Genomic DNA, 14,386 nt, shown 5'->3' on the forward strand with positions numbered 1-14,386 from the left:
CGGGTTTTTTTACAGAAATTTTTGGCTGTGAAACCTCATCAGGCCAGGCTTTTCAGGCGGCGAATCGTCAGTTCCTCCAGTTTCCCTTCCAGGCTTTTCGCGAAACGCTGGAAGTGCTCGGTCTTATTGTGCTGATTCAGCGCTTCTTCAGAGGCCCATCGCTCGTAGAAAACAAAAGTACCCTCTGTATCGAGATCCTGATGCAGCTCATATTGCAGGCAACCTACTTCCTGTCGGCTTGGTTCAATTACGTCAAGCAATGCTTCTGTCACTTTTGACTTGAATTCTGCTTTGGCGACAATAGTGGCAACGACTCTGATTTCCATAATGGTTCTCCTGTTTTTTTGGTCATGCTTCAGGGCGTACCGGGAAGCACTCTGACTAAAATCTTCCCTCACTATGAACCTGTCGACGCATTGATTTCAATACGAACTTTATTTAACAGATGCAACACAACGCTTTTACGCTTATTCTTGTTCCCCGCCGTTAATGCTCCCGTTACCGCACCTGATCCCAATATCTTGTCTCTCAATGCCGGAGTTTTGCCTGATGACTGCAACACCGCAAGTTTTGAAAATCCGCCGTCCGGATGACTGGCATATTCACCTTCGTGACGACCAAATGCTCAGCACCGTGTTACCTTTCACCAGTGAAGTATTTGGTCGTGCGATTGTCATGCCAAACCTTACCCCTCCCGTGACCACCGTAGCGGCTGCAATAGCATATCGTGAACGGATTATGGCCGCGTTGCCTGCCGGACATAACTTTACCCCTCTGATGACCTGCTATTTGACCGATTCTCAGGATCCGGAAGAAATTGCACGTGGTTTCGAGCAAGGCGTATTCACGGCGGCAAAACTGTATCCGGCCAATGCGACAACAAATTCTCAGCATGGCGTTTCTGATATCAAAATGATTTACCCTGTTTTGGAGCGTATGCAGAAAATCGGCATGCCTTTGCTGATCCACGGTGAAGTCACGCACAACCACGTTGATATTTTTGATCGTGAAGCCCGCTTCATTGATGAAGTGATGGATCCGGTACGTCGTCAGTTCCCTGAATTGAAAATTGTCTTCGAGCACATCACCACCAAAGATGCTGCGCAGTATGTTCTTTCTGGCAATCAGTATCTGGGGGCAACCATTACGCCGCAGCATCTGATGTTCAACCGCAACCACATGCTGGTTGGCGGCGTACGCCCTCACCTGTTCTGTCTGCCAATTCTCAAACGTAACATTCATCAGGAAGCATTGCGTGAAGTCATCGCCAGCGGCGCTGATCGCTTCTTCCTGGGTACCGACTCTGCGCCGCACACCAAAGACCGTAAAGAATCGAGCTGCGGATGTGCGGGTTGTTTCAATGCCCCGCTCGCATTATCGGCGTATGCGACAGTCTTTGAAGAAATGAATGCACTGCAACATTTTGAAGCGTTTTGCTCACTTAACGGCCCGCGTTTCTATGGCCTGCCGCTCAATGAAGGCTTCGTCGAAATGTCCCGTGTCCCGGTGACGCAACCTGAAGAAATTGCTTTGGGCAATGAATCTGTTGTGCCATTCCTCGCCGGTCAGACACTGAACTGGAAAGTGACGTCTTACTAAATAGAAATTCTCAGCGCGTATTGCACTGTTCATGATTAGACTGTATAAATATACAGTCTAATCTATTCAGGAGGTCCTATGCGTGTTGAAGTCACAATCGATAAAACCAAGCCTCTGCCTGCCGGCGCGCTCGACGCGTTATCTGGTGAATTGAGTAAAAGAATTAACAAACAATTTTCTGACCGCGAAAATAAAATTCAGGTCCGCTATGCCGGAGCAAATAGCCTGTCCGTTCTGGGTGGCGCAAAAACTGACCGCGATCTTATTGAGGAAATTCTTCAGGAAACCTGGGAAAGCGCTGACGACTGGTTCTCAAATCAGAACGATGAGTAACCCGATGAAATTCCTGAAAAGCCGTTCACTTTTTATCCCTTATCTATAATAATCAGGTTTATTAAAACCACGCCGCAAGGCTATTTTTGTATTTCACCGGGCGTCGCAGTCCGGTTTTTTATTCCTTTTTACTGCATAAAACAGACTCTTCTGAAAAATAAAATTTAAGTTAATCTCAGATTATTCCGCTGAATAAACAATCAACACAAATTATTTACAATTTAATACGCTTAAATCACTCCATAAATCAGTTTATCTGTTTATACTGAAATGGCTCATATGATAATGAGCCGCCTTGATCCTCAGATAGTCACTCACGTCAGTCACTACAATATAAGGGGTCTATATGGACAGAAATGATGAAGTTATTCAGACACATCCGCTTGTTGGTTGGGATATCAGTACCGTCGACTCTTATGACGCCATGATGATACGCCTTCATTACCTGTCTTCAAAAGACCAGACACCCGAGGATGCTCAGGTAGACAGAACCTTGTGGTTAACTACCGACGTTGCACGGCAACTCATTAACATTCTTGAAGCCGGCATCGAAAAGATAGAATCTAACGAGTACGAATACAGTGATCACCGAAAACACTAATCTTTACCTGCCAGTCTGAGGCACCAGCGATTTATCCTGGTGCCTTTTTCTTTGCCTCCGCTCTGCTTGCCTTCTCCGCCTTAAACTCTCTATCATGCCCGTAGCCAGTTTGTTAAAAATTCTCACCACAGGAACGTTTGAATTATGGATTACGATCTCATTATCGTAGGCAGCGGTTCGGTTGGTTCAGCCGCAGGCTACTACGCCACCCGTTCCGGCTTGAAAGTACTGATGATAGACAGCGCAATGCCACCCCATCAGGCGGGCAGCCATCATGGCGAAACACGCCTTATCCGCCACGCTTACGGCGAAGGTTCACGTTATGTGCCCATGCTGCTCAGAGCACAAACGCTTTGGGATGAGCTGGCAGAACTGAGCGGCGATAAGATTTTCCATCGCAGCGGCGTTCTGAACATTGGTCCTGAAAACGCTGAATTTATCGGTAACGTGAAGAACAGCGCTGAAACCTACAATCTCGTCACACAATCCCTCAGCGCGGCTGAAATTCGTGAAAAGTGGCCTCTTTTCACGTTGCAGGACGGCTATTGCGGTGTGTATGAACCCAACTCGGGTTTTCTGCAAAGTGAAATGGCGGTCGCGGCATATATTCGCCTCGCCCGGGAAGCGGGCTGTGCGCAATTATTCAACTGTCCCGTTGAAAGCATCAACTGGCTGGATGACGGCATTGAAGTATCAACGATTGACGGCGTCTACCGTGGGGCCAAACTGGTCGTAACGGCGGGAACCTGGGTCACGAAAATCCTCCCCGAATTACCCGTTAAACCCCTGCGTAAGGTATTTGCCTGGTTCCATGCAGATGGCCGCTACAGTGAAGAAAACCATTTTCCAGCCTTTACGCTGGAAACGCTGCAAGGTGACCAGTACTACGGATTCCCCTCTGTTAAGGATGAACTGAAATTGGGGAAACATAACGGCGGTCAATGGATAACCGAACCAGAACAGCGTAAACCTTATGGCAGCTTCAGTCAGGATGGCACTGAATCCTTCAGTTTCTTCCGCCATTTCCTGCCAGGCGTTGGTGTCAGTTTGCGCGGTGCGTCATGCACTTATGACATGACGACTGATGAAGATTTCATTATTGATACCCTGCCGGAAAGAGAGAATACCTTAGTTATTTCAGGATTAAGTGGTCATGGCTTTAAATTCGCCAGCGTATTGGGGGAAATAGTTACTCACTTCGGTAACAATCATCCTATTCCTTTTGATCTCACACCCTTTTCACTTACGCGGTTCAATTAATGTAAAATAATTTCAACCCTCGTGAATATTAACGAGGGCTGTTATTTTATTTCCGTTACCATTTTCTTTAATTCCAGTTTGAACGAGATCAATAGACTGGCATTTCCGAATTGACAGCATTATAGAAAAGAATCTATGCTGGATGCAGAAATCACAGGAGTGGTTTCCGGCGCGTAATGTTACGCATGACAAGGATGTGATATGAAAATTTGTATAATTGAACCCTGTGGCTTTACGCGCTTAGGAATCTTCTCTTATCTCGTTGAAAATAGTAGTCTAGATATTATTGACACTGTCAATATCTCCCACTCCCTCACTTTAATTCCTGAATTTCAACCAGACATCATTTTTGTGAATATGACAAATCATTGTCATAACGCGGAACTATCTGAGGAATTAAAAGCGTTTTTTGAATTTCGCCATAGCGCCCGAATATACTGCTATGTTGATGCCACCTATCCAGACACCGAAACGCCGATTGCTGTTACCCGTGAAGTCTCTATTCTCAACAAACAGTCGCTCACCACACTTTTGCAGCAGATAGCAGCAGATCACGAAGCATTTATGCCGATAAATAATTTCGGCTTGCCGAGAACGTTACTCAGCGATCAGGAAATTCTGGTGATGAGCTACTGGATGTCTGAAATGCCAAACTACCGTATTGCCAGAAAATTAAACATCAGCAGCCGTACGGTGTATGTTCATAAACGACATCTGGCACAAAAAATCAAAGTCCGTAACCGGCTGGAATTTTGTTTTATTTACAACCTGATTAAGTATTTATTCTGGCCCATTGATGATATTTCTGCGACGCCAATCAGCCGTCAGATTAAAGACGACTTGCAGATGATTTACAAAACTTACAGCTAAACCGGCAAAAATCCTAAGTGCCCTGATAATTCAGGGCATTTTCACATCACTGTATTCTTTCCCCTTCGTTTCAATATCTCGCTTGTATTCCCTGTTGCTTATCATTTCGAAGAGAAAGGCTAACTTTTGCGTGCTGGTGCCCCGTCGCCCAAAAGCACAGCAATTTTGTGGCCTGCCGCTGTAGCTTCAAGCGCTATCTTGAGCACAATCGTCAGTGGCACCGAAAGTAACATGCCGACCGGTCCCATCAGCCATCCCCAGAAAATCAGTGACATAAAGACCACAAGTGTCGATAATCCCAGCCCGCGTCCCAGAATTCTCGGATCAATAATGCTGCCGAAAATCAAATTGATCAGGATATACCCCCCCGCCAGTATCAGCCCTTCACTGACACCATTAAACAGAAACGCCTGAATGATCGGCGGGATAGCCGCGATAAAAGAACCAATGTTGGGAATATAATTCAGGGCGAAAGCCAGCATCCCCCACAGGAAAGCAAAACGGATGCCGGTAACCGCCAGTAAGGCCCAAACTGCCAGCCCCGTCACCACACTTATCAGCGTTTTGATCACCAGATAGCGTGTCATGCTGTCCAGTGCACGCTGGATATTGGCCATCCCTTTGCCCGGATCATCTGACATTTTCTCCAGCTTGTAGGGCAATTGCGGAACCTCAAGCAGCATGAATGCGACAGTCATCAGCAGTAAGAACAAACCCGCCATGGCGTTGGACAAATAGCTGATCAATTTACTGACCAGGTTCAGCGTCGCTGCAGGGTCGATATATCCGGCCAGTTGTTCGGGAGATAGCGTCAGTCCGCTTTGTGGAAACCAGGCTTCTATATCACTGAGTTTCTCGACAATAAGCCCGCGATATTGCGGCAATGTGCGGGCAAACTCATTGAGCGTCACCAGCAACCTGGTGGTCAGGAAAACCATCGTGCAAATCACCAGCGTCGCCACCAGCAAAACAGCGAGTGCCCTGGGCACGCGCCATTTTTCCAGCAAGACGATCAGCGGATTCAATACAAAAGCCAGAAACAGCGCCAGAATAAAGGGCACGATAATATCTGCTGCAGATTTTATTCCCGCGAAAATAACCACCAGCATCGCCATCATTACAACAATTTTCAGGCCCTGAGTTGTCACGATCGTTTTACGCAAACCTTTCTCCTCAAGCTGGCGGATCCCTTAGCGAGATTTCACCCACTCACGCAGACGCTGGATATGCACATACAGCGCCGGAATAAACAGGATCCCCACCGTCGTGGATAGCAACATACCACTGAACACCGTAACGCCGATGATATGGCGGCTCATGGCACCGGCACCTGAGGCCATGACCAGCGGTAACACCCCGAGAATGAACGAGATTGCCGTCATCATTACCGCACGGAAACGTTGCTTAGCGCCATCCTCAGCCGCGTCGCGGACGGATACTCCCTCTTCTCTTCTGGCTTTTGAGAATTCAACGATCAGAATGGCATTTTTCGCCGCAAGCCCTATGAGCAAGACCATACCTATCTGAGCATATATGTCGTTGCTCAGCCCTGCGACGTGCAGGCCGGCGATTGCGCCAAACACCGCAAAAATCACGGAAATCATCACAACAAAAGGAATGCTCCAGCTTTCGTATTGCGCCACCAGGAACAGATACGCAAACAGCAGTGCCGCAGCATAGATAAGGATGGCCTGGCCGCCAGCCTGAATTTCCTGCAATGACATGCCGGTCCATTCATAACCGTAACCCGCTGGCAGCTTTTCACTCAGGATATTTTCCATCCGCACCATAGCTTCACCGGAGCTGACACCAGGTGCCGCCGAGCCGCTGATAGCCAGTGAAAGAAACTGGTTATACTGCGTGATAAACGGCGCACCCAGAGAGGGTGTCAGTTCAACCATCTTCGCCAGGCTGACCAGTGAGCCGTTGTCGCTGCGTACCGACAGTGTTGATATCTGGTCAGCGCGCTGGCGATCTTCCATTTCGTTTTGCATCTGCACATTAAACAGGCGGTTGTTGATGATGAAATCGCTGACGTTCACGCCACCCAGAGACGTCTGCAACGTACCGAAAATACGGCTGACCGGCACCTGCAACAGCGCCGCACGGTCACGATCCACACTCAGAGCAATTTCCGGTACGGATGCACTGAAGGTAGTAAACACGCGGCTCAGGCCGGGATCCTGACTGGCAGCCTGGAGCAGCGCCTGCCCTGTGGCAGCGAGTTCCTGCGGGGATTGCCCCTGTAACGCCTGCAAACGCAAATCCAGCCCTGACGCCGTACCTAAGCCGGAAATCGCAGGCGGATTTATTGCCATAATCATTGCAGAAGGAATGCCCGCCATCGCCGGTTGCAGACGCCCGATCACCTGATCCACACTGCTGCGCTCGCCCCACGGCTTGAGCAATACGATGGCAAAAGCAGTGTTCGGCGAACTCCCGCCGCTCAGCAGGCTGAAGCCGCTGATGGCGATAACATCCTCAACCGCCGGATCTTTTTGCATAATTTGCTGCATCTGGCCGAGCACAACATCAGTTCTGTTCAGAGATGCCCCGTCAGGCAACTGTACATTCACAAAGAAATAGCCCTGATCTTCATCGGGCAGGAAAGATTTCGGCAAACTGCTGTAGCCCCAGACGCAGGCTACGCCAATCACCAGAACCGTAATCATGCTGGTAAGCACATGTTTGCTGATCCCCCGCGTGGCTTTCACATAGACATCGCGAACACCGCTCAGCCCCTGATTAAACCAGTGGAAAACACATGCCGGCTTTGCCGGACGCGGTTTCAGGAGGGTTGCACACAGCGCAGGGGTCAGGGTCAGCGCGTTGATACTTGAAAGAACAACGGCCGCTGACAGCGTGACAGCAAACTGACGATACAGTGCCCCGGTAATCCCCGGAAGAACCGCAACCGGCACAAATACTGCCAGCAGTACCACGGTGGTGGCGATCACCGGCCCGGCGATTTGCTTCAGGGCCTGGCGGGTTGCGGCCACTCGCCCGAGCGCCGGATCTTCCATCATCAGACGCTCAACGTTTTCCACTACCACAATGGCATCATCGACCACGACCGTCAGCGCCAGAATAATGGCAAACAAACTGAGGGTGTTGGCGGAATAGCCAAAGGCAAAAAGCACAGCAAACGTGCCCAGCAGGGAGACAGGAATAGTCAGTGCAACGATGAATGTCGCCCGCGCACTTTGCAGAAACAGGTAAACAATCGACAGCACGACGATAAAAGTCAGCACCAGTGAAACGGCAATCTCATCGAGCGTGGCGCTGACAAAAAGGGTCGAGTCAAATTTGATTTCATAGGTAAGATCATCGGGGAAATTGCGCGCCTGACGTGACATTTCTTCGCGTACGGCATTGGCCACATTCAGCGCATTCGCCCCCGGCGCAGGATAGACCGACAGGAAGGCAGAGGGTGTCTGGTTCAGTGTCGCATTCACCTGGTAATCCTGCGCGCCCAGCTCAATACGGGCGACATCGCGCAAACGCACCGTACCGCCATGAGCATTTTTACGCACAATGATATTGCCGAACTCCTGCGGTGAACTCAGACGCCCCGCGCCGCTGATGGTCAGGGTTTGCTGCTGCATGGAAGGGCTTGGTGACGCGCCAATCTGCCCTGCCGCCGCCTGCACATTCTGATCCCGGATCGCCGCGCTGATTTCCATACTGCTGACATCCAGCGCTTCCATTTTGCGCGGATCCAGCCAGATACGCATGCTGTAGTCACGCGAGCCAAACACCCGCACGTCGCCGACACCGTCAACACGCGCCAGTGCATCACGCAACTGAATACTGGCAAAGTTGCTGATAAACAACATGTCATGGGTATTTTCAGGAGAAAGCAGGCTGATGCCCATCAGAATATTGGAAGCCTGTTTGCGCACCGACACGCCCGTGCTCAGCACTTCCGACGGAAGACGTGAGCTGACCTGCGAAATACGGTTTTGTACTTCGACTGCCGCCGTATCCGGATCCGTGCCGCTGGCAAACGTAATGGTCAGCGTGTAGCTGCCGTTATTGCCGCTGTTCGACGACATGTACAGCATGTTACTGACACCGTTCACCTGTGCCTCAATCGGTGCGGCAACGGATTCCGCTACGTCCCGCGCACTCGCACCGGGATAAATAGCACTGACTGACACCACCGGTGGCGTAATATCCGGATATTGTTCAACCGGAATGACCTTCAGGGCGACGGCACCGATCAGCGCCGTCACCAGCGCGATGACCACCGCAAAACGGGGTCTTTTAATAAATTGCTGGAGCATCGTTGTTCCTTAACGTTTCTTCGTGGTCAGACCCGGGTCATCAGTGGCTTCCCGCGTATTTACAGCCATACCTGGCCGGACCCATTGCAGGCCCTCGGTCACGACTTTTTCTCCGCCCCGCAAGCCCTCAATGACGAAATAACCGTGCCCGGTCTGAGCACCAAGCCGAACTGGCCGCGCTTGCACACGCTGTTCAGCATTCACCAGCAAGACAAAATGCCCTGCCGCATTTTGCTGCAAAGCCTGCGCAGGTAATACCGGCAGTGAATGCCCGGAACGGGGCTCTGCCGTCACATTGACGGTGCCCCCCGGCAGCAAACGATGGTCAGGATTTGCCACGTTCATCCTGACCGGTAACGTCCCTGTCTGCGCATCGATACGATTTCCTAAGGATTCCAGTACCGGCGCGTTCATGTAAGGCGAACCGTCAGATAAGCGCAGGGAAAGCGTCATGTTATTGGCAGAGAAAGCGTCTTCCAGCGTGCCGCTGCTGTGGCTGGCACTGAGAACATCACGTTCATTGACTGAAATCACGACACGCACGGGATCGAGCTGCACAATTTCAGTGAGCGCGCCGCTGGCCGGATTCACCAGGCTGCCGGTATGAAAATGGCTTACACCGATACGCCCTGAAATAGGCGCCGTAATGCCGGTATAGCTCAGTTGCAGTTCCTGTGTTTTCAATGCGGCCTGCGCCTGCGCGACAGCCGCCCGGGCGGTATCACGCCCTGCCAGCGCGGCATCTACGTCGGACTGGCTGACGGTGCGCGCATCACCGAGACGTTGTATGCGATTCAGATGGGTTTGTGCATGGCGTGCGGTCGCATTAGCGCTGTCGAGCCGGGCTTTGGCCTGAGCGACAGCCGCCTGATGTAAAGCGGGTTCGATTTCATACAAGACGTCGCCGGCATTCACAAACTGCCCCTCCTCAAAGGCACGTCGGGCAATAAAGCCCTCAGTCCGGCTGGTCACATTGACGGCCTGCACGGCTTCAAGACGTCCAAGATAGGTGCGGCTGACGCCGTCAGGTTGAGTGGTAATTGTCGCTGTGATCACTGACGGTAAAGACTGTGCAACCGCACTGGTCAGGGGAAATAATAATGCTGTCAGCAGCACAGGCATTGCTACGAAACGGCTCATTGCAGGAAACATAGTGTCACTCTCCATGTGATGTCGGATGTTGCTCTCTTAATTCAGCGAAAGTGCACACACCGGCAAACATCAAATATTAATCTATAAAAAAATTCCTAATCAGAATTATTGAGGATTATAAATATTGTCTGATATCACAACCTGATCTCGATCATCTCGGGAATCGAGCTTTAACATATTTACGTTTTATTTAAGAAATATTTAGATTCATAGCCTGAATAAAGAAACTTTCATTTTTCACAGTGAAAAAACAGATAATCAAAAGCTTCAAGAAGAATTAGTCACCGATGAAATTATTATTTTTACTCAAATTTTTAGTACCAGAATTAACTTTACTGTCGATGACAAAACCTGACAGAACCTTATGGTCACTGAACTCCCGATAATCAAAATCGCCGGAAGATAACAAAAACAAAATCACTGAACGAAATCTTCCTGTTACCATCAAAAATAATGAACAAGTTAAATTAATCGGCTAATTTGAAAATAATAGTTTGCCAATATGTTTCCAAATGTTTACTTTCACAAATATCCTCTTCACTGAGAACATCATCTTATGCTGTGGAAAAATACTCCTGCCCGCTTTGGCCATATTTCAGTGTTAATTCACTGGCTCGTAGCGTTGGCCGTTTATGGTTTATTTGCACTGGGATTATGGATGGTCGGATTGGGTTATTACGACACCTGGTATCACCGTGCACCGGAAATACATAAAAGTATCGGCATCCTGATTTTTGCTGTGATGGTATTTCGTCTTGCGTGGCGGTTTATTTCTCCGCCACCTAAACCGCTGGCGAGCTACAGCGTGAAAACGCGTATCGGTGCCTGGCTGGCTCATGTTCTGCTGTTCATCGGCCTGTTCGGCATTCTGATCAGTGGTTATCTGATTTCGACGGCTGAAGGTCAGCCTGTCAGTGTCTTCGGCTGGTTTGAGATCCCCGCCACACTGTCTGGGCTGGAACAACAGGCCGATATCGCCGGCACGCTGCATCTGTGGATGGCGTGGGGCATTGTGATCGTCTCAGGTTTTCACGCCCTTGCCGCGCTTAAACATCATTTCATCGACCGCGACAGTACCCTGACGCGCATGCTGGGGCGCTGATCCGGTTTACGTTCTGCTCTTTACAATGTTGTTCACATTATGGATAAACGGAGAATAACCATGTTTAAAAAGACCACTCTGGGTTTAACCCTGGCCTCGTTGTTACTGGCGGCGGGTTCGGCAACGGCAGCGAGCTACAAGATCGACAAAGAAGGTCAGCACGCTTTTATTGAATTTCGTATCAAGCATTTAGGTTACAGCTGGCTGTACGGCAGCTTTAACGATTTCGATGGCGGATTTACCTTTGATGAGAAAGATCCCGCTGCGGATAAAGTGAATGTCACCATCAACACCACCAGCGTATTCACTAATCACGCCGAGCGTGACAAGCATCTGCGCAGCGCTGAATTCCTGAATGTTGGCAAACATCCGCAGGCTACGTTCAAATCAACATCAGTGAAGAAAGAAGGTGAAAATCTGGCAGTAACGGGCGATTTCACGCTGAACGGCGTCACCAAACCTTTAACGTTACAGGCTAAATTGCTCGGTCAGGGCAAAGATCCGTGGGGCGGTTATCGCGCAGGTTTTGAAGCGTCAGGTACCCTCGCGCTGAAGGATTACGGTATTACTACGGATCTCGGTCCGGCATCGCAGAATGTCGAGCTGATCATTTCTGTCGAGGGCGTGCAGGAGAAGTAATCCCTTTCCCCCAAAGTATAAAGGCCCTGAATCGCTGTCGCTCATTCAGGGCCTTTTTTTATATACGCCGGTCAGTCGTTTTCAGGTGCCGGAATATGCATGGTAGTTTGCAATAATCCTTTAGACTTATTGAAGACTTTGATGCCATTCTCACGACCCGCGCGCAACGCACGTTGCTCTTCAACGGGCAGCTTCAGCTCTGTCATACAGATTTCGCTGCAACAACCGTCAAATTTCGCCGCACACGCCGGACACTGGATAAACAGCAGATGGCAGCCGTCATTTTTGCAATTGGTGTGATTATCACAGGCAGCGCCGCACTGGTGACAATGTGCAATCACGTCATCGGAAATACGCTCACCCATACGCTCATCAAAGACAAAGTTTTTGCCTTTGAATTTGACCGGCAACCCCTTTTCTTTGGCACGGCGCGCATATTCAATAATGCCGCCTTCCACGTGATAGACATTTTTAAAACCGTTATGCAGCATGTACGCGCTGGCTTTCTCACAGCGAATGCCGCCCGTGCAATACATGACGATTTTCTTGTCTTTGTCTTCTTTAAGCATATCAACCGCCATAGGCAGCTGATCGCGGAACGTGTCAGACGGGACTTCAATCGCCTTATCAAAATGCCCCACTTCATATTCATAGTGGTTACGCATATCGACAAACAACGTATCCGGATCGTCAATCATGGCGTTGACCTGCTCGGCTTTCAGGTATTCACCCACGTTTGACGGATCGAAAGAATCATCATCAATTCCGTCCGCAACGATGCGGTCACGGACTTTGAGACGCAGCACCCAGAAGGATTTGCCGTCATCTTCCAGCGCCACATTCAGGCGGATCTGATCCAGCGCCGGATGGCTGGAAAACAGCACGGCTTTAAACGCTTCAAACTGGCTTTGCGGCACGCTGATCTGCGCGTTAATCCCTTCTTTTGCCACGTATATACGGCCAAACACGTTAAGGCGTGTCAGGCTGACGTACAGGGCGTCACGGAAGGCTTTTGGATCTTCAATCTGGAAATACTTATAAAAAGAAACCGTCGTGCGGGGCTCAGTTTCAGCCAACATGCGCGCACGGAGTTCCTCATTAGAAATACGGTTATGTAACACTGGCATGGTGTACGTTCCTGTCTTTCAGGGGGAATTTAACTATTGGATACTGAATATCTACTTTTGAAGCGGCAAGATTATACATTAAAGCAACAACGAGGACATCTCCCGTTGCAAATTCGTCAGCAGAAAAACACCTGCTGTGCATTGCACATTTTTGAAATGCGATAACCTATTCTTAGTTGTTATCTATTCTTATAGTCCATTATCAGGCTGAATTTTAAGGGGCATGAAACATGAGTAAGCTTTTTGAACCGATTTCCTTAGGGAAGCTGACACTCGCTAACCGCATCGTGATCGCGCCAATGTGCCAGTATTCATCCGATGAAGGGAAAGCCACGTCCTGGCATCATGCACATCTCGGGCAGTTATCCTTTTCCGGCGCGGGTTTGCTGATCCTTGAGGCAACCGCTGTCGAAGCCGTGGGACGTATCTCTGCTCAGGATTTAGGTTTGTGGGACGATGCCACCGAAGCGGCCCTGCAGGATTTAGTGACCGGCTTACGCGAAAACAGCAATATGCCACTCGGTCTGCAACTCGGACATGCCGGACGTAAAGCGTCGTGCGCTGCACCGTGGAATGGCGGTGCGCAAATTCCGCCCTCCGCAGGCGGCTGGCAGGCGGTTGCTCCCTCCGCACTGGCCTTCGCGGAAGGCAGCGAAGCCCCGCTCGAAATGTCACCGGAGCGTATCGCAGAACTGAAAAAAGCCTATGTCGACACGGTACGTCGTGCAGACCGTCTGGGCTTTGATCTGCTGGAACTGCACGGTGCGCACGGTTACCTGCTGCATCAATTCCTGTCACCGCTTTCAAACCAGCGCACCGACCAGTACGGCGGCTCACTGGAAAACCGTATGCGCCTGCTGCTGGAAATCTTCGCGGAAATCCGCGCGGCATTCCCGGCAGAAAAACCGATTGGTGTACGTATTTCGGCTACAGACTGGGTCGAAGGCGGCTGGGATCTGGAACAATCCATTGAGCTGGCCAAAGCGCTCGACGAACTGGGTTGCAGCTACATTCACGTCTCCAGCGGCGGACTGAGCCCGCATCAGAAAATCACGGTCGGCCCGAACTATCAGGTGCCATTTGCTGATGGCATTAAGCGTTATGTGAAAATGCCGGTGATTGCTGTGGGTCTGATCACTGAGCCGGAGCAGGCCGAAGCCATTATCGGCACCGGACAGGCAGACATGATTGCACTGGCGCGCGGTATTTTATATAACCCGCGCTGGCCCTGGCATGCCGCAGCAAAACTGGGGGAAAAAGTGGCTGCCCCGAAACAGTACTGGCGCAGCGAACCGCATAGCGTCAAAGGTCTTTTCCTGCCGGAATAATGACCTGATTTAAGATTGACGCGGAGCCCGCCAGAAATGGCATTTGCAAACGCGATCGCGGGCGGCTGAGCCGCCCGTTTCATTGACAA

13 protein-coding genes are annotated in these 14,386 nt (G+C 50.2%); 8 read left to right on the forward strand and 5 right to left on the reverse strand.

The window, feature by feature from the left end:
- Positions 1-38 precede the first annotated feature (38 nt).
- Positions 39-326 carry a putative quinol monooxygenase gene (locus RAHAQ2_RS14425; RefSeq protein WP_015697941.1) on the reverse strand — a complete coding sequence of 96 codons (288 nt, stop codon included), beginning with the start codon at positions 324-326 and terminating at the stop codon, positions 39-41.
- Positions 327-549: 223 nt separating this feature from the next.
- Between RAHAQ2_RS14425 and pyrC the strand changes: the two genes are divergently transcribed.
- The 5 genes from pyrC to RAHAQ2_RS14450 all read left to right on the forward strand — a co-directional run bounded on the left by pyrC (position 550) and on the right by RAHAQ2_RS14450 (position 4,663).
- Positions 550-1,599 carry a dihydroorotase gene (pyrC, locus tag RAHAQ2_RS14430; protein WP_015697942.1) on the forward strand — a complete coding sequence of 350 codons (1,050 nt, stop codon included), beginning with the start codon at positions 550-552 and terminating at the stop codon, positions 1,597-1,599.
- A gap of 78 nt (positions 1,600-1,677) precedes the next feature.
- Positions 1,678-1,932, forward strand: coding sequence for a DNA damage-inducible protein I (dinI, locus tag RAHAQ2_RS14435; RefSeq protein WP_013576257.1), 255 nt, complete (start codon positions 1,678-1,680; stop codon positions 1,930-1,932).
- Positions 1,933-2,278: 346 nt separating this feature from the next.
- The gene (bssS, locus tag RAHAQ2_RS14440) at positions 2,279-2,533 is read left to right on the forward strand and encodes a biofilm formation regulator BssS (RefSeq protein WP_013576258.1); all 255 of its coding nucleotides are present in this window, start codon (positions 2,279-2,281) and stop codon (positions 2,531-2,533) included.
- A gap of 144 nt (positions 2,534-2,677) precedes the next feature.
- Positions 2,678-3,793 (forward strand): N-methyl-L-tryptophan oxidase, encoded by a 1,116-nt coding sequence (gene solA, locus RAHAQ2_RS14445; protein ID WP_015697943.1) that lies wholly within the window; start codon positions 2,678-2,680, stop codon positions 3,791-3,793.
- Positions 3,794-3,994: 201 nt separating this feature from the next.
- Positions 3,995-4,663, forward strand: coding sequence for a LuxR C-terminal-related transcriptional regulator (locus RAHAQ2_RS14450; protein ID WP_015697944.1), 669 nt, complete (start codon positions 3,995-3,997; stop codon positions 4,661-4,663).
- Between the two features lie 119 nt (positions 4,664-4,782).
- Here the strand turns inward: RAHAQ2_RS14450 and RAHAQ2_RS14455 are convergent, their stop codons facing one another.
- The 3 genes from RAHAQ2_RS14455 to RAHAQ2_RS14465 are packed head-to-tail and all read right to left on the reverse strand — an operon-like array spanning position 4,783 to position 10,101.
- Positions 4,783-5,826, reverse strand: coding sequence for an AI-2E family transporter (locus RAHAQ2_RS14455; RefSeq protein ID WP_015697945.1), 1,044 nt, complete (start codon positions 5,824-5,826; stop codon positions 4,783-4,785).
- 27 nt (positions 5,827-5,853) lie between these two features.
- Positions 5,854-8,949 carry an efflux RND transporter permease subunit gene (locus RAHAQ2_RS14460; protein ID WP_015697946.1) on the reverse strand — a complete coding sequence of 1,032 codons (3,096 nt, stop codon included), beginning with the start codon at positions 8,947-8,949 and terminating at the stop codon, positions 5,854-5,856.
- Positions 8,950-8,958: 9 nt separating this feature from the next.
- A complete protein-coding gene (locus RAHAQ2_RS14465; RefSeq protein ID WP_015697947.1) occupies positions 8,959-10,101 on the reverse strand; it encodes an efflux RND transporter periplasmic adaptor subunit in 1,143 nt (380 codons plus the stop codon).
- 556 nt (positions 10,102-10,657) lie between these two features.
- On the opposite strand from RAHAQ2_RS14465, the gene RAHAQ2_RS14470 reads away from it, so the two are divergent.
- Positions 10,658-11,203: a cytochrome b gene (locus RAHAQ2_RS14470; RefSeq protein WP_015697948.1), complete on the forward strand. Its 546-nt coding sequence runs from the start codon at positions 10,658-10,660 to the stop codon at positions 11,201-11,203.
- Positions 11,204-11,263: 60 nt separating this feature from the next.
- Positions 11,264-11,842 carry a YceI family protein gene (locus RAHAQ2_RS14475; RefSeq protein WP_015697949.1) on the forward strand — a complete coding sequence of 193 codons (579 nt, stop codon included), beginning with the start codon at positions 11,264-11,266 and terminating at the stop codon, positions 11,840-11,842.
- 71 nt (positions 11,843-11,913) lie between these two features.
- On the opposite strand, the gene trhO is transcribed toward RAHAQ2_RS14475, so the two are convergent.
- Entirely contained in the window at positions 11,914-12,969 is a 1,056-nt protein-coding gene (trhO, locus tag RAHAQ2_RS14480; protein WP_015697950.1) for an oxygen-dependent tRNA uridine(34) hydroxylase TrhO, read from the reverse strand.
- A 230-nt stretch (positions 12,970-13,199) separates the two neighbouring features.
- Between trhO and RAHAQ2_RS14485 the strand changes: the two genes are divergently transcribed.
- A complete protein-coding gene (locus tag RAHAQ2_RS14485) occupies positions 13,200-14,297 on the forward strand; it encodes an NADH:flavin oxidoreductase/NADH oxidase (RefSeq protein WP_015697951.1) in 1,098 nt (365 codons plus the stop codon).
- Positions 14,298-14,386 lie beyond the last annotated feature (89 nt).

Origin of the sequence: Rahnella aquatilis CIP 78.65 = ATCC 33071, assembly GCF_000241955.1 — a bacterium.
GTDB lineage: Bacteria > Pseudomonadota > Gammaproteobacteria > Enterobacterales > Enterobacteriaceae > Rahnella > Rahnella aquatilis.

Excerpts from the sequence above, each read along its gene's own strand:
- bssS (WP_013576258.1), top strand. The coding sequence starts at position 2,279 with ATGGACAGAAATGATGAAGTTATTCAGACACATCCGCTTGTTGGTTGG.
- RAHAQ2_RS14485 (WP_015697951.1), top strand. The coding sequence starts at position 13,200 with ATGAGTAAGCTTTTTGAACCGATTTCCTTAGGGAAGCTGACACTCGCT.
- trhO (WP_015697950.1), bottom strand. The coding sequence starts at position 12,969 with ATGCCAGTGTTACATAACCGTATTTCTAATGAGGAACTCCGTGCGCGC.
- RAHAQ2_RS14460 (WP_015697946.1), bottom strand. The coding sequence starts at position 8,949 with ATGCTCCAGCAATTTATTAAAAGACCCCGTTTTGCGGTGGTCATCGCG.
- RAHAQ2_RS14470 (WP_015697948.1), top strand. The coding sequence starts at position 10,658 with ATGCTGTGGAAAAATACTCCTGCCCGCTTTGGCCATATTTCAGTGTTA.
- RAHAQ2_RS14465 (WP_015697947.1), bottom strand. The coding sequence starts at position 10,101 with ATGTTTCCTGCAATGAGCCGTTTCGTAGCAATGCCTGTGCTGCTGACA.
- dinI (WP_013576257.1), top strand. The coding sequence starts at position 1,678 with ATGCGTGTTGAAGTCACAATCGATAAAACCAAGCCTCTGCCTGCCGGC.
- pyrC (WP_015697942.1), top strand. The coding sequence starts at position 550 with ATGACTGCAACACCGCAAGTTTTGAAAATCCGCCGTCCGGATGACTGG.
- RAHAQ2_RS14425 (WP_015697941.1), bottom strand. The coding sequence starts at position 326 with ATGGAAATCAGAGTCGTTGCCACTATTGTCGCCAAAGCAGAATTCAAG.
- RAHAQ2_RS14450 (WP_015697944.1), top strand. The coding sequence starts at position 3,995 with ATGAAAATTTGTATAATTGAACCCTGTGGCTTTACGCGCTTAGGAATC.
- RAHAQ2_RS14475 (WP_015697949.1), top strand. The coding sequence starts at position 11,264 with ATGTTTAAAAAGACCACTCTGGGTTTAACCCTGGCCTCGTTGTTACTG.
- solA (WP_015697943.1), top strand. The coding sequence starts at position 2,678 with ATGGATTACGATCTCATTATCGTAGGCAGCGGTTCGGTTGGTTCAGCC.